Source organism: Wolbachia endosymbiont of Zygogramma bicolorata, from assembly GCF_051130665.1.
Taxonomy (GTDB): Bacteria; Pseudomonadota; Alphaproteobacteria; order Rickettsiales; family Anaplasmataceae; genus Wolbachia.
Genome location: NZ_CP149530.1, coordinates 1,118,639 through 1,139,334, shown reverse-complemented (window position 1 = coordinate 1,139,334; position 20,696 = coordinate 1,118,639). Strand labels below are relative to the sequence as shown.

At 36.7% G+C, this 20,696-nt stretch carries 17 protein-coding genes, 1 tRNA gene and 2 pseudogenes; 14 read left to right on the top strand and 6 right to left on the bottom strand.

What is annotated here, in order from left to right; translation table 11 throughout:
- Positions 1-53: 53 nt before the first annotated feature.
- Together WKH12_RS05395 and WKH12_RS05390 are read right to left on the bottom strand one after the other, a co-directional pair.
- Positions 54-836, bottom strand: coding sequence for a YifB family Mg chelatase-like AAA ATPase (locus WKH12_RS05395; RefSeq protein WP_434732193.1), 783 nt, complete (start codon positions 834-836; stop codon positions 54-56).
- Positions 833-1,847 (bottom strand): IS630 family transposase gene (locus tag WKH12_RS05390; protein ID WP_434732009.1). Its coding sequence is split into 2 segments (ribosomal slippage): positions 833-1,381 and positions 1,383-1,847, totalling 1,014 coding nucleotides; the frame shifts between segments, so codons are not numbered across the junction. Before WKH12_RS05390 ends, WKH12_RS05395 begins: the two co-directional genes overlap by 4 nt.
- Before the next feature lie 75 nt (positions 1,848-1,922).
- Between WKH12_RS05390 and WKH12_RS05385 the strand changes: the two are divergent.
- A pseudogene (locus WKH12_RS05385) lies at positions 1,923-2,526 on the top strand (IS630 family transposase); the annotation flags it as partial.
- A 10-nt stretch (positions 2,527-2,536) separates the two neighbouring features.
- Here the strand turns inward: WKH12_RS05385 and WKH12_RS05380 are convergent.
- Positions 2,537-3,277, bottom strand: a pseudogene (locus WKH12_RS05380) (magnesium chelatase domain-containing protein); the annotation flags it as partial.
- Between the two features lie 266 nt (positions 3,278-3,543).
- On the opposite strand from WKH12_RS05380, the gene WKH12_RS05375 reads away from it, so the two are divergent.
- Both WKH12_RS05375 and WKH12_RS05370 read left to right on the top strand, forming a co-directional pair.
- Positions 3,544-4,221, top strand: a complete 678-nt coding sequence (locus tag WKH12_RS05375) for a polysaccharide deacetylase family protein (RefSeq protein WP_434732192.1) — start codon at positions 3,544-3,546, stop codon at positions 4,219-4,221.
- Positions 4,196-5,752, top strand: a complete 1,557-nt coding sequence (locus WKH12_RS05370) for a penicillin-binding transpeptidase domain-containing protein (RefSeq protein ID WP_434732191.1) — start codon at positions 4,196-4,198, stop codon at positions 5,750-5,752. The genes WKH12_RS05375 and WKH12_RS05370 overlap by 26 nt, the downstream gene beginning before the upstream one ends.
- Before the next feature lie 418 nt (positions 5,753-6,170).
- Here the strand turns inward: WKH12_RS05370 and tnpC (WKH12_RS05365) are convergent, their stop codons facing one another.
- Complete coding sequence (gene tnpC, locus WKH12_RS05365; protein WP_434732190.1) at positions 6,171-7,460, bottom strand: IS66 family transposase; 1,290 nt, start codon at positions 7,458-7,460, stop codon at positions 6,171-6,173.
- 125 nt (positions 7,461-7,585) lie between these two features.
- On the opposite strand from tnpC (WKH12_RS05365), the gene WKH12_RS05360 reads away from it, so the two are divergent.
- Positions 7,586-7,960: a hypothetical protein gene (locus tag WKH12_RS05360; RefSeq protein ID WP_434732189.1), complete on the top strand. Its 375-nt coding sequence runs from the start codon at positions 7,586-7,588 to the stop codon at positions 7,958-7,960.
- A 47-nt stretch (positions 7,961-8,007) separates the two neighbouring features.
- On the opposite strand, the gene ltrA is transcribed toward WKH12_RS05360, so the two are convergent.
- Positions 8,008-9,351 (bottom strand): group II intron reverse transcriptase/maturase, encoded by a 1,344-nt coding sequence (gene ltrA, locus WKH12_RS05355; protein ID WP_434732173.1) that lies wholly within the window; start codon positions 9,349-9,351, stop codon positions 8,008-8,010.
- 336 nt (positions 9,352-9,687) lie between these two features.
- Between ltrA and WKH12_RS05350 the strand changes: the two genes are divergently transcribed.
- Together WKH12_RS05350 and WKH12_RS05345 are read left to right on the top strand one after the other, a co-directional pair.
- Positions 9,688-10,551 (top strand): hypothetical protein, encoded by an 864-nt coding sequence (locus WKH12_RS05350; protein WP_434732188.1) that lies wholly within the window; start codon positions 9,688-9,690, stop codon positions 10,549-10,551.
- Positions 10,552-10,658: 107 nt separating this feature from the next.
- On the top strand, positions 10,659-12,185 hold the full coding sequence (locus WKH12_RS05345) for an acyl-CoA carboxylase subunit beta (protein ID WP_434732187.1): 1,527 nt from the start codon (positions 10,659-10,661) through the stop codon (positions 12,183-12,185).
- 53 nt (positions 12,186-12,238) lie between these two features.
- On the opposite strand, the gene WKH12_RS05340 is transcribed toward WKH12_RS05345, so the two are convergent.
- Positions 12,239-12,311, bottom strand: a tRNA-Thr gene (locus WKH12_RS05340).
- A gap of 19 nt (positions 12,312-12,330) precedes the next feature.
- On the opposite strand from WKH12_RS05340, the gene WKH12_RS05335 reads away from it, so the two are divergent.
- From WKH12_RS05335 to WKH12_RS05300, 8 genes are all read left to right on the top strand, one after another.
- On the top strand, positions 12,331-12,552 hold the full coding sequence (locus tag WKH12_RS05335; protein ID WP_264735403.1) for a hypothetical protein: 222 nt from the start codon (positions 12,331-12,333) through the stop codon (positions 12,550-12,552).
- Between the two features lie 17 nt (positions 12,553-12,569).
- A complete protein-coding gene (gene mutM / locus WKH12_RS05330) occupies positions 12,570-13,385 on the top strand; it encodes a bifunctional DNA-formamidopyrimidine glycosylase/DNA-(apurinic or apyrimidinic site) lyase (protein WP_253309550.1) in 816 nt (271 codons plus the stop codon).
- 16 nt (positions 13,386-13,401) lie between these two features.
- Complete coding sequence (gene pdxH, locus WKH12_RS05325) at positions 13,402-13,995, top strand: pyridoxamine 5'-phosphate oxidase (RefSeq protein WP_434732660.1); 594 nt, start codon at positions 13,402-13,404, stop codon at positions 13,993-13,995.
- Between the two features lie 453 nt (positions 13,996-14,448).
- Positions 14,449-15,804 (top strand): IS66 family transposase, encoded by a 1,356-nt coding sequence (gene tnpC / locus WKH12_RS05320; protein ID WP_434732186.1) that lies wholly within the window; start codon positions 14,449-14,451, stop codon positions 15,802-15,804.
- A gap of 252 nt (positions 15,805-16,056) precedes the next feature.
- Positions 16,057-17,382 carry a ribosome biogenesis GTPase Der gene (gene der, locus WKH12_RS05315; RefSeq protein WP_434732185.1) on the top strand — a complete coding sequence of 442 codons (1,326 nt, stop codon included), beginning with the start codon at positions 16,057-16,059 and terminating at the stop codon, positions 17,380-17,382.
- On the top strand, positions 17,379-17,909 hold the full coding sequence (locus WKH12_RS05310) for a disulfide bond formation protein B (protein WP_353275574.1): 531 nt from the start codon (positions 17,379-17,381) through the stop codon (positions 17,907-17,909). The genes der and WKH12_RS05310 overlap by 4 nt, the downstream gene beginning before the upstream one ends.
- The gene (locus tag WKH12_RS05305) at positions 17,884-18,426 is read left to right on the top strand and encodes a demethoxyubiquinone hydroxylase family protein (RefSeq protein WP_253302799.1); all 543 of its coding nucleotides are present in this window, start codon (positions 17,884-17,886) and stop codon (positions 18,424-18,426) included. The genes WKH12_RS05310 and WKH12_RS05305 overlap by 26 nt, the downstream gene beginning before the upstream one ends.
- Before the next feature lie 170 nt (positions 18,427-18,596).
- On the top strand, positions 18,597-20,684 hold the full coding sequence (locus WKH12_RS05300) for a hypothetical protein (RefSeq protein WP_434732184.1): 2,088 nt from the start codon (positions 18,597-18,599) through the stop codon (positions 20,682-20,684).
- Positions 20,685-20,696 lie beyond the last annotated feature (12 nt).

Sequence of the window (20,696 nt, the reverse complement as noted above, 5' to 3'; positions counted from 1 at the left end):
TCATTAAGGGCAGTATATAGTGAAATAAATTATCTGTCAAGTAAACTAATTTTTTAATATACCCTTATTCTGTAATTCAGTGCTTCAGCAATGTGTGCTCTTTTTACTTTTTCAGTTTTTGCAAGATCTGCAATGGTTCTTGCAACTTTTAATACGCGTGTGTAGCCTCGATTGGAAATGTAATTTTCTTTCAGTACGTATTTTAGCAATTCTAACCCTGCCTGATCTGGTTCAGTAAATTTATTAAATGCTTCACCGCTTACTTCTGAATTGCAACGAATATTTAATTCACTATAGCGCTCAGTTTGAACTTTTCTTGCTGCTATCACTCTTTCTCTTATGATTTTAGTACTTTCTCCCTCCACAGAGATTTCAGGAGAGAGTATGCTAACGTTTGGCATTTCAATGCATATGTCTATTCTATCAAGCAATGGTCCTGATATTTTGTTTTTATAATCTGTGCCACACTTTGGAGCTTTGTTGCACGATCTACTTGCATCACCTAAATAACCGCACCTGCAGGGATTCATTGCAGCTATAAGTTGAAAATTGGCAGGGTAGGTTATGTGAGCATTTGCCCTTGCAACGGTAACTTTTCTATCTTCAAGTGGTTGGCGCAGAGAATCAAGCACAAGTCTTGGAAATTCAGGTAGCTCATCAAGGAATAACACGCCATTGTGAGCCATAGTGATTTCTCCAGGTTTTGCATTCTTTCCTCCCCCTATCATTGCTGGCATAGAGCATGAATGATGAGGTTCACGAAAGGGACGAGTTACTTTGAATATTTCATTACCAGTTTTTGTTATGCTGGAAATAATATTAATACCAAATCTCATAAATAAGTAGGCAAATAACTCACAGAACAAATGGTTTTGATCGAACTTTCCGTAATATTACGAATGAATGCACATACAGTATCCTCCAATAAACTAACAGAGTCATATATTCTATTTTTAATGAGATTGTCTTTCAAATATTGCCATAAACGCTCTACTGGATTTAACTCTGGTGAATATGGAGGTAAATAGATTAAGGTAATATTTTGTGGTATTTTTAAACCTTTGGATCTATGCCATCCTGCACAATCCACAACAAGAAATGCCTCCCTTGTTCCTAAATATTGTGACATCTGCTCAAGGAATATATTCATACAATCAGTATTGACGTTTGGTACGAATAAGCTAGAACTCTCTCGATTTCTAGGATTAACTGCACTATAGAGATAAAAGTTTTGCCTACCTAATTTTACCTTAACCTGTGTCCTAATGCCTTTTTTAAACCACCCGTGTCCAATCTTTGAATGTGTGCCAAACCGCGACTCATCGAAGAAAAATAGCTCTTTTTCGGGATACGTGACAATAGTTTCATTAAGATTTTTTTTTAAACTCTTCTTGTTTATTTTTATCCTGTTTATTGTGCACAGGCCTTGGAGTAATATACGAAAAACCTAACTTTTGCATCAGTCTATGTGCTGTAGACTTACTTACCTCAATAGAAAACATTTTCTCAATTATGATTTTTAATTTCTTAGCCGTTAGGTTGGCTCCTTCTTCTGCTATGACATTTTTAATTTCTTCTTGCTGCTTGTAGCTCAACTTCGGCTTTACTCCACGTCCTGGTTGTATTTTAAACGCATTGACTCCTCCTTCCTTAAATCTTGTAATCCACTTCATCAATGTAGTTCTAGTAATTCGGTATATTTGAGCAACTTTTGTTATTCCATATTCTTTTGCAGATATTATTGCCTGTAATCTTCTTCCTATCTCTCCTCTTATGCCGTGCTTCTTTAATTCCAGGTTACACTTATTATATAATTCTTCTCCTATTGCTTTACTTTTTCCTGCCATAACTCCCCACTAATTCTTAAATTATTCTATTTTAGAAATTTTTCTTTATTCCTCTATTTATTTTTAGGAATTGGTATTACTCCAAGGCCTGTGCACAATAAACAGGATAAAAATAAACAAGAAGAGTTTAAAAAAAAATCTTAATGAAACTATTGTCACATATCCCGAAAAAGAGCTATTTTTCTTCGATGAGTCGCGGTTTGGCACACATTCAAAGATTGGACACGGGTGGTTTAAAAAAGGCATTAGGACACAGGTTAAGGTAAAATTAGGTAGGCAAAACTTTTATCTCTATAGTGCAGTTAATCCTAGAAATCGAGAGAGTTCTAGCTTATTCGTACCAAACGTCAATACTGATTGTATGAATATATTCCTTGAGCAGATGTCACAATATTTAGGAACAAGGGAGGCATTTCTTGTTGTGGATTGTGCAGGATGGCATAGATCCAAAGGTTTAAAAATACCACAAAATATTACCTTAATCTATTTACCTCCATATTCACCAGAGTTAAATCCAGTAGAGCGTTTATGGCAATATTTGAAAGACAATCTCATTAAAAATAGAATATATGACTCTGTTAGTTTATTGGAGGATACTGTATGTGCATTCATTCGTAATATTACGGAAAGTTCGATCAAAACCATTTGTTCTGTTAGTTATTTGCCTACTTATTTATGAGATTTGGTATAACATCAATCATCTCCTGTTCGGTCAAATCAGGCAGCAATCCTATAAAGCGCTTAGCAAGCATTGATTTTCCAGTACCAGGAGGGCCAACAAGAAGCATATTATGCCCACCTGCTGCTGCAATTTCAGCTGCTCTTTTTGCAACAACTTGGCCTTTGATATCCTTCATATCGGGAACCAATCTTTTTTCTTTGGGTGCATCACTATAATTAAAAATTACTGGCTGAATTAATTGCTCACCCTTAAAGTGTCTGATAATATCAGTTAATTTCTCTATAGCTAGAATTGAAATATTCTTTACCCATGAAGCCTCTACTCCATTTCCCCTTGGGCAAATTACTCCTTTATTTGCCTTTTTTGCATTGATTGCTGTTGGCAGCACTCCTGAAACTGGAATAACTCTGCCATCAAGAGCCAGTTCACCCATGATTATATAAGACTGAACTTTTTCAACTGGTATCACATTCATTACAACAAGTAGTCCAATAGCAATAGCCAAGTCATAATGACTGCCTTCTTTCAGCAAATCCGCAGGGGAGAGATTAACTGTAATTCTTTTTGGAGGTAGTAGTAGATTGATTGAATTTAACGCTGCTCTGATGCGCTCTTTGGATTCCGCAACAGTTTTATCCGGCAATCCAACAATATTAAAAGCTGGAATACCATTTGCCATATGAATTTGTGCATTGACATTTACTGTGCTAATTCCCTGAAGCGCAACGGTATTTATATTTGCAATCATAATATATTATATAAAATTGTTAATATAATATATTAAAGAAGTGATGAAGTAAAGGCTACAGCAATTAAAGATGGCTTAACTTAGCAAAAAAGTGCATAGTATCCTATCACTTTGCTGATTACAAAATGTTTATAAGGATAATAACTTTTCTTTTGCTATACTCAAGCGCGGTTTTCTGTGGTGATTGTAATTTTAATTTACCATACTGTGGGCTCAGTTGTAATCTGGATCTATCATATAGAAATTTAAGTAATATAAAAAAATTGTTGAATAACGACGATAAGTTTGTTGCGCTTACGTTTGATGATGGGCCTTCCAACAATAGAGTAAACGATATTATTAATGTTCTGGAAAGCTATGAAGCAAAAGCAACGTTTTTTGTGCTTGGTGAACGTATAAATAAAAAAACATATGAGATAGTAAAGAAAATCCATGAAGCAGGTCATGAGTTAGGCAATCACTCTTGGTCGCATAGGAAGTTGACATCACTTTCAAGTGAGGAACAATTGCAAGAATTGGAAAAGACAAATACAGCAATTAAAAATGCAATAAAACAAGATGTAAAATGGTTTCGCCCGCCATATGGATGTCATGACAATAATCTGATTGAAAATACTAATAAATTGGATATGTATTCGATATTATGGACAGTTGATTCGCTAGATTGGCAAGGTGATAAACCAGAAGCTTTAGTTGAAAGAGTTTTAAGTAATGTACATAATGGGGCAGTTATACTGTTTCATGATCACAATAACAGATCAAACACAATTGAAGCTTTACCTCATATTATTAAAATACTAAAAAAATCGGGTTACAAGTTTGTTACCTTAAGTGAGTGGGAGGAAAGGGTTTGTAATACGGTAAAAGCCAGAAGTGTAACAATAAAAGAGGGGAAAAAGTGCGTTTTGAAGGAATGTTATGTGGACAAAAAACAAAGTCTTTAACCGCAGAGCATTCATATTAGGTGGTATTCAGCTTACCATTTCCGCTATTTTTAGCTATAGGTTATATAATTTACAAATACGAAACAGACAAAAGTACGAAGCACTATCTAATAGTAATAGAATAAGAGTCGCTACTATTATGCCTCAGCGGGGCAAAATTTTAGATAGGAATAGTACTGAACTTGCGGTAAACAAAATTTCGTATGTTGTTCTGTTTGATGGGCAAAAAACTTCTGGTGAGGAGGTCGATTTGCAAACATTATCAGAAGTCGAGTCTAAAATAGCAAGATCGTCAGAAACAAAAGTAACTGCTCTTTATAAACGTTATTACCCGTTTGGTTCAATATGTTCTCATGTAATCGGATATACAAAAAGACAGCAAGGCATAAACGAAGTAGGAATCAGCGGTATTGAATATACATATGATCATATATTGAAAGGCAAGTCAGGAAAATCTGAGCAGGAAATAAATTCTAAAAAACGCGTCATAAAAGAATTATCAAGCATACCACAACAAGACGGACAAGATGTACAGCTAACAATTGATATTAATCTGCAAGAGAAAATCGCAAAGGTATTTAAAGATCACCAAGGCTCCGCAGTAGTAATTGATGTAAGTAACGGAGAAATTTTAGCACTATATAATTCACCTTCTTACGATAATAATCTTTTTGCAAGTAGACTATCAAATGAGACTTGGGAAAGCTTGAATACTCCTTCATTACCACTTGTGAATCGTGCATTGTCGTATCAAATTCCACCTGGTTCAATATTTAAAGTAATAGTTGTGCTTGCGGGTTTAAAAGACGGGATAATAACACCAGAAGAGAAATTCTCGTGTAAGGGCTATATGAAAATAGGTGAGCGGAAATTTCGTTGCCTGAAAAGCAAAGTCCATGGGTATGTATCTTTAAATGAGGCAATGGCATTATCATGCAACACTTACTTTTATAACATAGGAAAAAAAATAAGTGTAGACTCTCTGGTGGAAATGGCCAGAAAATTTGGTATTGGCGGTGGGTCGCTGATTGGAACGTTTAAGGAAGAAGCTCCGGGATTGTTGCCCGATAGAGATTGGCGCGCACGAAAACTATATTCGCAGTGGTATTTAGGTGACACTATCAACTTAGTTATAGGACAAGGGTATTTGCTTACAACACCACTGCAGCTTGCAGTTCTTGCAGCGAGGATTGCAACAGGAAAAGAGATAATTCCCCACATTGAAATGAGTAATACAGTGCAAAATTTCCCTGACATTGATGTAGATTATGAGCATTTTAGCATAATTCGAAAAGCTATGTTTGACGTGGTGAATTCTAACTATAGAAAAGGGCTAAGCGGCATACAAATTGCCGGCAAAACCGGTACACCAGAGATAAACTCTAAGGGTGAAAGTCATAAGTTATTTATCGCTTATGGTCCCTACCATAACCCGCGCTACGCAATCTCTGTGTTTATAGAACACGGCAAAGCCCCGCGCCAAGATGTTGCTATGGCTAATGAGATATTTCAATACATGCTTGAAAAGTAACTATAAATATTATGGCTATTACTTGTCGTGTATTATCTTAATATAAACATTAATTTAGTCATAAACTATTGACGAATGATGATAATCTAGTTATTATTAAATTATCATTCTACTAGCGGAAGTTACTCTCAAATGTTTATTCATGTTAGCTATAAATATTAAGAAATTTACCAAATGAAAAAAAAGGCAAAGAAGCCCCGTGGTTATTATCCGCTTTAAAATATTGGCGTTTTTTATGTTTTAAAAGCTTGACAAGCGAGATTAAGCTGCTTTTAATTGCAACTAACCTACGCTGCAAATGTTTAAGAAATTTACCAGTAACCGTTCACGGATTGTGAGAATGAATTAAAGAACTAAGCAGTGACAGCTACTAGATTCTGTAGCTTTTGAAAGGGGTTCTGGCCATTTAGACGTGATGTCAAAAATATCGACAACATTCTTCCACGAATCTTTCTCCACGTTCTGACCAGGTGAAAAAGCTGTTTTTACGATAAATTACGTACCGTCTAATTTGCCGTTCTGCAAGGTTATTAGTTGTTTCTATCACTTCAGGTTTTCTTAAAAACTTCCACATCATATCCTCAGATCGTAACATCTTAGCGGCCATTCTTGAAGCTTGAGTGCTATTTGCAACCCTCGTCATTTTACGTAAAAAATGTTTTACCCTTTTCCGAATTTTTCCCACCAGTCGATAAAATCTCAAATTATCTATCAAATTTTGTTTTTTTGCCTTATCTACTACAAACACCTTATTGCTGAGCGATTTTAGTGCTTGGCCAATTTTGCTCACTTCAACATTTTTACTATGGGCAAATCTCTCAAAATCTCTTGCCAGATGTGCCCAACATATCTGTCTATTTTCACGATTGAAGTAATTGTATACAGCGTATCTATCGCTCACAAATATACCATCATATTCTGGCAGTAAACTCTTCAACACCTTCTTACCACGAGACTCGCTTACCTTCAGAAGTGTCAACGCTTTGTTTGTTATTACCCAACTCCAGCCTCTCTTTCCTTGATTTCTGTGCCCTGTTTCGTCTATATGCAAATACTCGCTTCCTTGCAACTCTTCCTTCATTTTCTCATATTCAGATGCACACTTCTTCGATACCCTGCGTTCAGTATTTGAGACTAAACCAAGGCTTATATTTAGATTAAAAATACTGCCCAAAATTTGCTGTACCTCTCTTTTTGAGTTAATAAAAAAGCCGCTAAGGCTGCTTATAACTGTTTTAGCATTGGGTCCTAGAAAATCTCTTGCAACACCTTCGGGTAAATTTGCTGTAATTCTTTTATTACATACTCTACAATGTCCTCTTTGCAACCTGTACTCAGTTACAATTGGCTTAATTTCTGGCAACTCTGCCTTCTGATGAATAATTTCATCTTCTAAAGTAATCTTACCTCCACACATACAAATTGTATCAATTGTGCATCTCACTACCTCGTCTGCAGCCATTAATTCACGCTTATGCACCTTATGTCCTGGCTGACCTCCTGGTTTTTTATCACTTTTCTTTTTTGCTTTCTTACGATATATATCTCGTGATGGTGGCAGCGATGAATTTTGCGAATTTAAGCCCAATTTGTCTTCTAATTCAACTATTTTTGCTTTCAAGCTATCATTTTCTCTGATCAGTGCTTTTATTTCTTCCTTGAGATTAGCGTTTTCTGCTACAACCTTTTCTTGCAGCACTGTTGTCATTTACCCATTCCATATTTAGCTTCCTATCTCTTTACACTTTTATACTTACTTTGTAAACCACCTTATCTCCGTGAACGGTTACTAAAATAAAGCGTCCAGAAAAAACAAATGATTTCCAGTTAAGCATGACAATATATCAAAAATCTGAAAAGGAGAAACGAGAAAAGATCTTAAAGCAAGCAGAAAATATAGAAAAAAAGTATCAAGTGCCTTCTGATAGCCAAACTGTAGGAAAAATGTTAGATGAACTATTAAAAGTTATAAAGCATGCAGATAAGGACAAAATCATGTTTGGCATGCCGGGCAAGTTGGTGCACGGTATGCCTGAAGAAAAAGAGCAAGAAGCGATAAAAGAAACATCATTAATAGGCTATCTGATAAAAAGTGCAAGCCTAATCAAAAAACAAAATTGTAGGGTCGAGAACTGGCGCGCCTACTTTAGGGTTTGGTGGCTGATCCATTGTTTTCACAATAGGCCTCAATCCAAATTCCCATGTTAACGTTTCCAGCTCCCGCCTCGTCAAACGCAGCATGCGGTTTTCCCGCACTACGCTTTCCTAGCAGATTCTTTACCAAAGTTTATCACATATTGTACTGGTGATGCTTTCGGTTTGTAATACCTTATTCTGTAGTCTGAATATAGACCCAGCGTTTTGTATATCCATTCGCTACTCCACTTCTTCCACCCAAACCCTTTCTTTGCTTTCCTGGCTCGCATTAAGTTGCGTCTTACCTTCTTTTCCACCCAATGTTTTACGTAATTGAACTTTCGACCAGAGTTCCCTATCCTAAAGTAGTTTACCCACCCTCTCAATATCGGATTGATGTCATGTATCACTCTTTTTATCGGTTGCGATTTATAGCGCCGAAATATTTCCTTCAACTTGCGTAGCAGGTTTGTTCGTGCTTTCATCTGCGGTGTTTTCCTGACATTCCATTTTCCTTGTCTTGTGATATTCTCTTGAAAATCAAACCCTAGGAAGCTAAATGTTTCTCCTTTCTTTAGGTTGATGACTTTTGTCTTTTCTTCATTTACGCTCACTTCTAGTTTTGCTAATTCTTCTTCCAACCTTCTGTATACTGCTCTTTCTAGCCATTCCCGTTTCGGGTGTTCACTAATCAGTATCACTAAATCGTCTGCCCATCTGGCATATTCCATACGTTGGTACTTTCCTTCTTTGGTCACCTCTTTTGCTTTCTCCAACATTTTATCTACCTCATTTAGGTATATATTGCTTAGTAGTGGCGAAAGTGGTGATCCTTGTGCTATTCCTCGTTTTCCTCCTGTTTTGAGGATTAGCTTAATCATGCGCATGATTTCTTTGTCATTTATTCTTTTGGCAATCTTTTCCATCAGAATATGATGTCGCACATTGTCGAAGTAGGATTTCAGATCTACGTCAATTACTTTTGTATTGCCTTTGATTGCTGCTTCCGTTACTTTTTGTACTGCTTCATGCGCATTACGCTTAGGTCTATACCCGTATGATCCTTTTTGGAAGTCTGATTCGAATATCGGTTCAAGTATTAGCTTCAGTGCTGTTTGCACTATTCTATCCCGGATGCAGGGTATGTTCAACTTTCTGAATTTTCCTCCAGATTTTGGTATTTCCTTCCTCCGGTTCCTATTTGGGCTATAGGTCTTGGTTATTAGTTCGTGTCTTATTTGTTGAAGATACTTTTCTAAGCCTTCTGCCTCTATCGATTCGAATGTCATCCCATCTATTCCTGGTGCCCCATTACTCTTCTTTGTTAGCTTATATGCTTCTTCCAGTGTCTCCATCTTACAGACGTGAACATAGATTCCCCAGAATCGCCATTCCGGTTCTGCTTTCGCTTTGATATATATCTTTCTTCTCAGGTCTTGTAATTTTATTGGCATTTTTATCATTTTTACCTTTACCTTCCTTTTGTTAAAAGATTTCTACTAGCAGGGTGCCTTTGCTCCATGAGCGTTACCTCACTTCTTCACTACTACGCACCCATCTGCCACCCTCTCATCTTCAGTTCACTTCCTGTTTTCCAGTTATAGAACCTACCTCTCCAAGGTATTTCTCCTTGGGATGAGGAGGGCTTCTCCAGTTGCTTTGTATGTCCTCATTGCCATGCCGTTACTAACACCCCGCTGAAGTAGACCTATCGTTTCATTCGTTTTTCGTCTGGTCTATTCTGTCTTCGCCAGTACCAAGATGGCTCGACCTTCAGAATATTCCTTTCGAGGCAATCTGTGTATTCGCTTTCGCTACGGCCTGGTAATTCGCCATTATCCTACGATAATGTTGTCGGTAGGCTTCAACATTTTGGTTTCCCTCCATGCTGCTACCCAAGCTACAGGATTCCGACTTTTATCCTGGTAGGTCTATCTCCTACTGAACAATACTTGCCTTCTCTGGACGCACTAAGCCTTGAAAATAGTGAAAAAGAAAAGTTGGATTCTCTTTGCTTAAAAGTATCCAATTTAATTTTAACGGGTACATATGTTAAAAAAGAAATTTTGGATTCATATTGTGACGGTATACCAGTAGATTCAACTCTAGAAGAAGAGCGTAACAGCTACTTATTGAGCCTAGGGCAAGCTGTGTGTAGCAGTATTGAAAATGACGAAAAAGAAGGAATCATAGTAGAGAGAGACAATGAATCTTATTGTGTAAAATGTCCAGAAGAAAGTGTGATCACTCCTGCAAAGTTTATGAATTCTCCGGAATTTAAGGATTTAGAATATGGTGCATTGCTAATGGGAGAAGGAGATAATATAATTCGGACACGAAATGGGCAATATCATGATATGAAAGGCAAAGTAAAGATGACTTTTAAAGTAGATAATGGTGAAATGATTGAAATGATTTTATCTTCTGAAAAAGCTGAGAGTTTTGGTGCAATAACAGTACAGATGGATGATAAAAGTTGTGAAATCTTCTCAAAGTACCTAAAAGAGCTAGAAAAAGAACCTCGTATAAGCAAGGTTGTTGAAGCTGCTAAAAGTTTTGCACAAACGAAAAGCAGTAAAGTTAGTTTACCTTCTTCTGTTCTAGAAAACGTTAGTCAACCACAACATTCTCAAAGTAGTGGCCAGGAATTACCAGCGCATTAACAATTATCATACATACACTGTTGCATATAGCAATAGTGTATGTGTATAGTTAATAGGGTTTGTAAACTTAATAAAGTCTACAACTAATTTGAAAACTACTTTATTGTATGCAAGACTTTGAAATACTAGAAAATCTAAAAACCAAAGCACTAGAAGCTGAAAAAGGAGGCGGTTCTAACAGAATCAATAAACAACACGAAAAAGGGAAATTAACTGCTAGAGAAAGGCTCAGTGTATTACTCGATGAAAATTCGTTCGAAGAATACGATAAATTCGTGAAGCATCACGCAACTGATTTTGGCATGCAAAATGCTAATTTTTTAGGTGATGGAGTAGTGATTGGTCATGGTACTATCTTCGGCAAGAAAGTTTTTGTTTACTCTCAGGACTTTACTGTCTTTGGTGGATCACTTGGTGCATCACATGCAAAAAAAATATGCAAAATTATGGATATGGCAATTAATGCCAGGGTTCCAATTATCGGACTAAATGATTCTGGTGGAGCCAGAATTCAAGAAGGAGTAAATTCCCTTGCTGGTTATGGAGAAATTTTCCAAAGAAACGTAAATGCATCGGGCGTTATACCACAAATCTCTTTAATTATGGGTCCATGTGCAGGAGGGGCTGTTTATTCTCCAGCATTAACTGACTTTACTTTCATGGTAAAGAATAGTTCATACATGTTTATAACCGGACCAGATGTAGTAAAAAAGGTTACCTATGAAGATGTAAGCTTCGAAGACCTCGGTGGAGCAAAAATTCATACAAGCAAAACAGGAGTGGCAGATTTTGCATTCAATAATGATGTTGAAATGCTGCTAAAAATGCGTGAATTCCTTACCTTTTTACCAGCAAATAATCAAGAACCACCGAAATCTGTACCAACCTGTGATTCAGTTAATGATATTGATGAATCTTTAAATACTCTGATTCCTACCAATCCTAACACTCCTTATGATATGTATGAACTCATTGAAAAAGTTTGTGATGAAAGGAAATTCTTTGAACTAAAACCTGATTTTGCTCGTAATATCATAATTGGCTTTAGTAGAATTGGAGGAAATACTGTTGGTATTGTTGCAAATCAACCCATGCACCTTGCAGGATGTTTGGATATTGATTCTTCAAGAAAAGCTGCGAGGTTTGTAAGGTTTTGTGACGCATTTAACATTCCGATCATCACACTTATTGATGTTCCGGGGTTTTTACCTGGTACAAATCAAGAATACAATAATATAATACAACACGGAGCAAAGTTGCTTTACGCTTACGCTGAAGCGACTGTGCCGAAAATTAGCCTTATCACTAGAAAAGCGTATGGTGGTGCATATATCGTTATGAACTCGAAACATTTAAAAGGTGACATAAATTATGCTTGGCTAACTGCTGAAATAGCTGTAATGGGCCCTGAAAGTGCAGTTGAAATTATATTTAGGCATGAAAAAGACCAGCAAACGTTAATCAAAGAATATAAAGAGAAATTTGCTAATCCATTTTTTGCTGCATCATATGGATACATTGATGACATTATAGTGCCAAGTAAAACAAGGCATTACTTTTGTAAAGCATTAGAGCTACTCAAAAACAAGAAAGTAGAAAGGATATGGAAAAAGCATGATAACCTGCCTCTGTAACTTTCTTTTAGGCCTTGCTTGCAAGTTATGCAATATTATAAGTGTAATCAGTGTGCCGTTACCAAGACTCGAACTTGGGACCTCGTCATTACCAATGACGTACTCTACCACCTGAGCTACAACGGCAAGTTTATATATTATGATAATGAATAATACAAAAAGGAATAAGGAAAAAGAAGAGGAGAAAAAAAGATTAGCGAAAGCTTTAAAGCAAAATATTTTGAAAAGAAAAAAGCAGCAACAGAGTAGACAAAGCAGACCCCTTTCAAAATTTGTTTGTGGTGAGGAATTTTTAGGAAGAAGCGCCGCAGAATACCCAAACGTATTTGAGGAAGCTTTAACGACAAAATTACCATCAGAAACTTAAGTTTTGAAGGAGGTATCATGCCAGAACTACCAGAAGTAGAAGTAATCTCTAACTTTTTGCTTGATAAAATTAAAAACAAGCAAATTAGCAATGTTATAGTTAATAATTGGAATTTACGTGCCCCAATAACAAAAAATATTGATGATATGCTAAAGGGCAAAGTCATACGCAACATCAAGCGTAGAGGTAAGTATACGATCTGGAATACAGATGGTAGTATGGCTGTAATCATACATCTTGGCATGAGCGGAAAGCTTATATATGCTGACCATGATCAAGTGCGGAATAAGCACGATCACGTGGTATTTTTATTTTCCGATAATACTTCAATAATCTTTAATGATCCAAGAAGATTTGGATTAGTTATTATTTTAAGCAAAGAACAAGAAATAAATTTTTTTGATGGTTTTGGAATAGAGCCCCTTACGGATGAATTCAGTGGAGACTATTTACAGGAGTTGCTGAAAAACAAAAAAGTGAATATCAAATCAGCATTAATGGACAATAAATTAATAGTTGGCGTAGGCAATATATATGCTTCTGAAAGTTTGTTTAGAGCCCGCATATCACCACTCAGGTCAGCAAAAGACTTGACCTATAGAGAGTGCGAAAAACTTGCTGCTGAAATAAAAAATACTCTGAGTGATGCAATTGCTGCAGGCGGTTCAACACTGAAAGATTATGCACAGCCATCTGGATCTGCTGGATACTTTCAAAATAACTTTTACGTATATGGTAAAGTTCAAAAACCTTGCAAAATCTGCAACAATATCATAACACTTATACGACAAAATGGCCGTAGCACTTATTTCTGCAACGTATGTCAGAATTAAGATTTTATTTTTGAATATGACATTTTTACCTGAAAAAGATCCGATTAACTTGTTTTCAAAGTGGTATGAAGAAGTACTTAATTCTCCGTGTAAACAACCAACTGCAATGACGCTAGCAACTTGTAGCAAAGACTGCATTCCATCTGCAAGAGTAGTATTACTAAAGGAATACAGCAAAGAAGGTTTTGTGTTCTTCACTAACATAAATAGTAGAAAAGGAAAAGAATTGACCGAGAACCCTAAAGCTGCATTAGTGTTTCACTGGATAGAATTTGCTAGGCAAGTGCGAATTGAAGGAGATGTTAAACTTCTAAACGATGAAAGAACTGACAAATACTTCTCTTCTCGAGCGCGCGATAGTCAAATTAGCGCATGGTGCTCAAAACAATCGAGCATTCTGAAAGATTGGCAAGATTTTGAGCAAGCTATAAAATTGAAGGAGAAAGAATTTTACAATACACAAGTTTCTCGTCCTGACTTTTGGGTGGGATTTTGCGTAATCCCAAAAGTAATTGAATTTTGGCAAGAAGGTGAATATAGGAGACACACTAGGTTTAGATATACTCTTGTTGAGGGAAGCAATTGGAAAGTGGAACAATTATATCCCTAGCTACATTCGTTATTGGAAAGCTGAAGGAAGGTATCCGTTCAGCAGAGTGGCAAAATAGGTAGACAAAGTGCTCTAAAAAGATAGTCATAGAGTAAATGTGAGCTTACAATAAATGGTGTCATCCCAGTGCCCAGACACTGGGATCGAGAAAAATTGACTGTAAACAGGCACACTATACAACATTTTCGATCAAAAGCTGGATCCCAGTGTCTGGGCACTGGGATGACAAGAAAGGGAACACTGGAATTTTTGTTTCAGTATTTGTACATTAGCCATGCATCTGAACAGATACGAAGGAAGTTAGTGGCGGTCACATACTCTTTCATCACAATGATAAAGAAGCTTACCTTTATCTCTGACGTATTTTAAAGGTAACCGTTCACGGAGATAAGGTGGTTTACAAAGTAAGTATAAAAGTGTAAAGAGATAGGAAGCTAAATATGGAATGGGTAAATGACAACAGTGCTGCAAGAAAAGGTTGTAGCAGAAAACGCTAATCTCAAGGAAGAAATAAAAGCACTGATCAGAGAAAATGATAGCTTGAAAGCAAAAATAGTTGAATTAGAAGACAAATTGGGCTTAAATTCGCAAAATTCATCGCTGCCACCATCACGAGATATATATCGTAAGAAAGCAAAAAAGAAAAGTGATAAAAAACCAGGAGGTCAGCCAGGACATAAGGTGCATAAGCGTGAATTAATGGCTGCAGACGAGGTAGTGAGATGCACAATTGATACAATTTGTATGTGTGGAGGTAAGATTACTTTAGAAGATGAAATTATTCATCAGAAGGCAGAGTTGCCAGAAATTAAGCCAATTGTAACTGAGTACAGGTTGCAAAGAGGACATTGTAGAGTATGTAATAAAAGAATTACAGCAAATTTACCCGAAGGTGTTGCAAGAGATTTTCTAGGACCCAATGCTAAAACAGTTATAAGCAGCCTTAGCGGCTTTTTTATTAACTCAAAAAGAGAGGTACAGCAAATTTTGGGCAGTATTTTTAATCTAAATATAAGCCTTGGTTTAGTCTCAAATACTGAACGCAGGGTATCGAAGAAGTGTGCATCTGAATATGAGAAAATGAAGGAAGAGTTGCAAGGAAGCGAGTATTTGCATATAGACGAAACAGGGCACAGAAATCAAGGAAAGAGAGGCTGGAGTTGGGTAATAACAAACAAAGCGTTGACACTTCTGAAGGTAAGCGAGTCTCGTGGTAAGAAGGTGTTGAAGAGTTTACTGCCAGAATATGATGGTATATTTGTGAGCGATAGATACGCTGTATACAATTACTTCAATCGTGAAAATAGACAGATATGTTGGGCACATCTGGCAAGAGATTTTGAGAGATTTGCCCATAGTAAAAATGTTGAAGTGAGCAAAATTGGCCAAGCACTAAAATCGCTCAGCAATAAGGTGTTTGTAGTAGATAAGGCAAAAAAACAAAATTTGATAGATAATTTGAGATTTTATCGACTGGTGCGAAAAATTCGGAAAAGGGTAAAACATTTTTTACGTAAAATGACGAGGGTTGCAAATAGCACTCAAGCTTCAAGAATGGCCGCTAAGATGTTACGATCTGAGGATATGATGTGGAAGTTTTTAAGAAAACCTGAAGTGATAGAAACAACTAATAACCTTGCAGAACGGCAAATTAGACGGTACGTAATTTATCGTAAAAACAGCTTTTTCACCTGGTCAGAACATGGAGAAAGATTCGTGGAAAGAATGTTGTCGATATTTTTGACATCACGTCTAAATGGCCAGAACCCCTTTCAAAAGCTACAGAATCTAGTAGCTGTCACTGCTTAGTTCTTTAATTCATTCTCACAATCCGTGAACGGTTACTTATTTTATATGAATGCTTTTGTGACCCTTGTTGTTCTAATTTTCCATTACCTACACTTTCTATTTGCTCTAGCCCTAACATAACTCCTCCATTTCACATAATAAAGTTAAGATAAAATATCTTGACTTGAGAATATTGATATAACCTACAAAGTCAATAGTTAAATTGCAAGATTTCGGTTATAATTTACTGTGTATAGAAGGTGCTCTTAAATTATGCTAAAAATCGCTATAGTAGGCCTACCAAATGCTGGTAAATCAACTCTTTTTAATAGATTGGTGGGAAGAAAAGCAGCGGTGGTCAGCAATATTCCAGGGGTTACACGAGATAGAAGAGAAGGAATAGGCAGAATTAGCGATTTAGAGTTTAAAGTTATAGATACAGGAGGATGGAACGACCAAACTAATTTTTCACTACAAGTTATTGAGCAAATAGAGTTTTCTTTATTGAGTGCAGATATAATTTTCTTTCTTGTTGACGCAAAAGTGCAAAATGAGCAAAACAAAGAATTTGCAAAGTGGCTGAAGAGAAAAATAAATAAACCTGTGATACTGATAGCAAATAAATGCGAGAGTCATAAGTCTGAAAATGTTGATTATTTGCAGTTTTTTGATTTTCTTGGCCCGGTGTATATCTCTGCCGAACATAATCTTGGCATGGTTGATCTTTATGATGCATTAGCTGATGTTATTGAAAATTTGAACGAAAACACTGATCTATTGGGCAGTGAGTCCAGTAAACTTAGAATTGCAATCATCGGTCGCCCAAATGTCGGAAAATCAACTTTTTTAAACAGCCTACTTACAGAAAACAGAGTAATAGTGAATTCAGAGCCAGGCACCACACGTGATTCTGTAGATATTGTATATGATCATAATGGGGAGCTAATTACTCTCATTGATACTGCAGGAATCCGCAGAAAGGCGAATGTTATAGATGACTTAGAATCAAGATTTGTTGAAAAAAGCTTAGAATCAATCAAGCGCTCTCATGTGGTAGTTTTAATGCTAGACTCCCTAGTTGGTATTGAGCAGCAGGATTTATCAATTGGTGAAGCTGCAATTAAGGGAGGGAAAGGGATTATTGTTGTTTTAAATAAGTGGGATTTAATAGGTAAGGATGACAGAAGTAAGTTAATAAAATTTGTCAAACAACAGGAAGTGACTCGGTTATTCTTGGAAGTGCCAACTGTAACAATTTCTGCATTGAAAGGCATGCGCTGCGGCGATGTGATAGATAAGTGTCTTGAAGTGAGTGAATCTTTGAACAAGAAAGTCAGCACTGCAAAACTGAATAAGTGGCTAATTGATGCTTTAGATAGGCACTCTCACCCGCTTGTAAAAGGTAAAGCAGTTAAAATGAAGTATATCGCTCAAATTGGTACTAAACCTCCAGCTTTTTCTTTGATATGTAACATACCTGAAAGTGTTGATGAAAGTTACAAACGCTATTTAATTAATGACCTTAGAAAAAATTTCTTTGCTGAAGGTGTGCCAGTCAGATTACTTTTGAAAAAAAATAAAAATCCCTATGCAAAATGAATACTCTGCTTTATACTTTCAGGGGTCTTTATAATAATTTACTTAAAGTCGTGTGTAATAACTCCAGAATTCCTACAATCTTTCTGCTATCAAGTGCTTTTGCTCTAATTTTTGCATATGTGCTAGAATATTTTTTCAACATGCTGCCATGCAAGTTATGTACATACGAGCGGGTAGTTTACTATGTTGCAGGTTTACTTGCAGTAGTATGCATGCTTAAAGACAACAAAATTCTAATCTATGCAATGTTTTGCAGCTACCTCATAGGTGCAGTAATATCTTTTTATCATGTAGGTCTTGAACTCCACTTATTTCATGATGTTTTAGGTTGTACAGAGCAAGCAAGTGGTAACGTTAGTATAGAAGAGCTCAGAAATAATCTACTAAATCCTAATTACTCTCCATCTTGTGACAGACCTCATTACGTTCTAGGTGTTTCCTTAGCAACATGGAATTTAATTTATCTCATAGCAGCTCTGTTCGTATCAGGTAAGGTGTATTGTGGAGAAAGAAAGAAATCTAAATAATTTAAGGTACAGCAACAATCAGTTCTTGCAACAGGCAATTAGAGTAAATCATGCTGGGGAATATGGAGCTATTTGCATTTATTCTGGTCAAAAATTTATTCTTAAAAAATCTTCTATAATCAATGAAATAATTGAAATGGAAGAGCAGGAAAAAAAGCATTTTCACTATTTTAATGAGAAAATCAAAGAGCAAAAAGTTCGTCCTACTGTTTTGTTGCCAGTTTGGCGTGTTTTAGGAGTGTCACTTGGCGTTGCAACTGCCATTATGGGCAAAAAAGCTGCTATGGCTTGCACTGCTGCAGTTGAAGAAGTTATAGGGGAGCACTACAAAGAGCAAGTTTCACATTTAGAAGATGGGGAATTAAGAGAAACTATAAGTAAATTCCGCGATGAGGAGCTAGAACACAGAGATATTGCAATTCAGCACAATGCTGAAAGCGCATTTGGCTACAACATTTTATCTTCATTCATAAAAACAGGCTGCAAAACTGCTATTTACTTGTCCAAGTTAATTTAACTAAGCAGCTTTCTTAAAGTGTTTTTAATGTTATGATGACAACAGAAACCAGGAAGGAATTCAAGTGTAACAATTATTTTATAACTATATTTACATATCACCATTATTAATCAATAATTAGTGTTTGTAAATTAACTGTGTCTAAAACATAGACCACAAAGGAAGGGAAAATGCGTTTTAAACTAGAAAAGGAAGATGCCCCAGGTAAAGACTGTAGTAACGCACCTCGTTATGTGATAACTACTAAAGTAAGAGTAAATAACGAAACAACACTTAGTCTACCTACTACATCTTACGTTATTATCGATGAGCCTACTTATCAGAATTTTAAAGTGTTTGATGTTAGGTGTAACACAGTGAAGGTACTAACCAGTTTATCTCAAGGGCTACAATTAAAGCTAGAAAAAGTAGGAGATGACAACAAGTTAGCTTTAGTTACTGATTCAGATGAACCTTACTATTATTACTACAATGGCAATGATACTTGTATAGATACTATTGATCATATACCTCAGTCCAGCACAAATGGTACACACGTTCGTGTGTATGATTATGACACATGTTCTATAGCGTTTAAATCGCTTGGAAGTAGTAGGGTTTTAATAGATCCACAAGATGTAATAAGTAGTAAAAATATGAGTCTTATTGGCAATAGACTTGATATACGAATTGGAGACAATTTTTTTAAGGGATCGGAAAATCAATTATACCAATCTTACAGGAGTGTTGAGGTATATAATTCCACTGGTAGTAAGGTTGGTATGTTGAATAATGTTGTTCCAATATTCGATCGGAGAAGTGATGATTTCAAATTATTTCCTTTTCATAAAATAAAGAGATTGAATGTGAAAAATAGCTATTTCGCAACAGAAAAGTTAGGCAGCAATTATGTTGGTTGCATATCGGATGAAAATGGCGAATGCAAAAACTTCTATTCGTTAAACCCTAATTCTTTTGGGTATAAATACGATCATAACTTAGCTTTATATCCTTATTATTATAACTTAGAAAATTTTGGTAACTTTTTGGAGGTTGATGTGGTGAATACTAGAGAATTTGAAGACTTAAAAGCAGAAGTTCAATCTTTAAAAGAGCAAATTAAGCAATTAAGACATAGAGAACAAGTAGAAGGAATGCCTAGACTTCCAGGTTTTCCAGGTCAAAAAGGTGAGAGAGGTATTGACGGTTTTCCAGGTTTTCCAGGTCCTAAAGGTGAGCCAGGTTATGGTTGGCCAGGTCCAAAGGGTGAGAAAGGTGTTCCAGGTCTTCCAGGCCCAACGAGTGAACCAGGTTATGGTGGGCCAGGTCCAAAGGGTGAGAAAGGTGTTCCAGGTCTTCCAGGCATTAAAGGTGAAAGAGGTAATCCTGGAATGGATGCAAAGCCCGAGGATGTGGCAGCTATTTTATTATCAAGTGAACTAGAAAGATTCGGAAAAGCGCTGTTTAATACACCTATAACTGAATTAAAAGGTAAAACACTTAATAACTATGTTACTCAAGACCTGCCGAAGGAAATTGCAAATAATAAAAACTTAAAAAAAAGTATAAAGGGTGAAAAGGGCGATCAAGGATTAAGAGGAGAAGTTGGTTCTCCAGGTCCAGTAGGTCCTAAAGGTGAGCCAGGTTATCCAGGTTCTAAAGGTCTAAGAGGTGAGAAAGGTTATCCAGGTCGAAAAGGTGAGCAAGGTCCTCTAGGTCGTCCAAGTGGAGCGAAGGGAGATAGAGGTGAGACAGGTCTTCCAGGTTTTCCAGGCAGAAATGGTTCTCCTGGTCATAAAGGTGAGCCAGGTTATCCAGGTCGAAAAGGTGAGCAAGGTCCTCTAGGTCCAAGTGGAGCGAAGGGAGATAGAGGTGAGACAGGTCTTCCAGGTTTTCCAGGCAGAAATGGTTCTCCTGGTCATAAAGGTGAGCCAGGTCTACAAGGGTATCCAGGTCCCAAAGGGGATCAAGGTCATCCAGGTCTAAACGGGTTGCCTGGAGAGAAAGGTGACAAGGGTGATCAAGGTTATTTGAGTTACGGCTATCCAAGCCAAAAGGGTGAGCCAGGTGTACCTGGCTCACCAGGACTAGATGGAATGCCTGGAGGACCAAAAGGTGAAAAAGGAGAAACTGGTGGCCCACAAGGTCCAAAGGGAGAAAAGGGAATGCCAGGGTTGAGTATAACGAGTCCAAAAGGAGATCGTGGAGAACCGGGATTGAAAGGCTCAAAGGGGGATAGGGCCACAAGGCCCAAGTGGAGCAAAGGGAGAGAAAGGTAATGAAGGTAGTAG

Coding starts and splice junctions, on each gene's coding strand:
- WKH12_RS05395 (WP_434732193.1), bottom strand. CDS start 836: ATGAGATTTGGTATTAATATTATTTCCAGCATAACAAAAACTGGTAAT.
- WKH12_RS05370 (WP_434732191.1), top strand. CDS start 4,196: ATGTGGACAAAAAACAAAGTCTTTAACCGCAGAGCATTCATATTAGGT.
- tnpC (WP_434732190.1), bottom strand. CDS start 7,460: ATGACAACAGTGCTGCAAGAAAAGGTTGTAGCAGAAAACGCTAATCTC.
- WKH12_RS05360 (WP_434732189.1), top strand. CDS start 7,586: ATGACAATATATCAAAAATCTGAAAAGGAGAAACGAGAAAAGATCTTA.
- ltrA (WP_434732173.1), bottom strand. CDS start 9,351: ATGATAAAAATGCCAATAAAATTACAAGACCTGAGAAGAAAGATATAT.
- WKH12_RS05345 (WP_434732187.1), top strand. CDS start 10,659: ATGCAAGACTTTGAAATACTAGAAAATCTAAAAACCAAAGCACTAGAA.
- WKH12_RS05335 (WP_264735403.1), top strand. CDS start 12,331: ATGAATAATACAAAAAGGAATAAGGAAAAAGAAGAGGAGAAAAAAAGA.
- mutM (WP_253309550.1), top strand. CDS start 12,570: ATGCCAGAACTACCAGAAGTAGAAGTAATCTCTAACTTTTTGCTTGAT.
- pdxH (WP_434732660.1), top strand. CDS start 13,402: ATGACATTTTTACCTGAAAAAGATCCGATTAACTTGTTTTCAAAGTGG.
- tnpC (WP_434732186.1), top strand. CDS start 14,449: ATGACAACAGTGCTGCAAGAAAAGGTTGTAGCAGAAAACGCTAATCTC.
- der (WP_434732185.1), top strand. CDS start 16,057: ATGCTAAAAATCGCTATAGTAGGCCTACCAAATGCTGGTAAATCAACT.
- WKH12_RS05310 (WP_353275574.1), top strand. CDS start 17,379: ATGAATACTCTGCTTTATACTTTCAGGGGTCTTTATAATAATTTACTT.
- WKH12_RS05300 (WP_434732184.1), top strand. CDS start 18,597: ATGCGTTTTAAACTAGAAAAGGAAGATGCCCCAGGTAAAGACTGTAGT.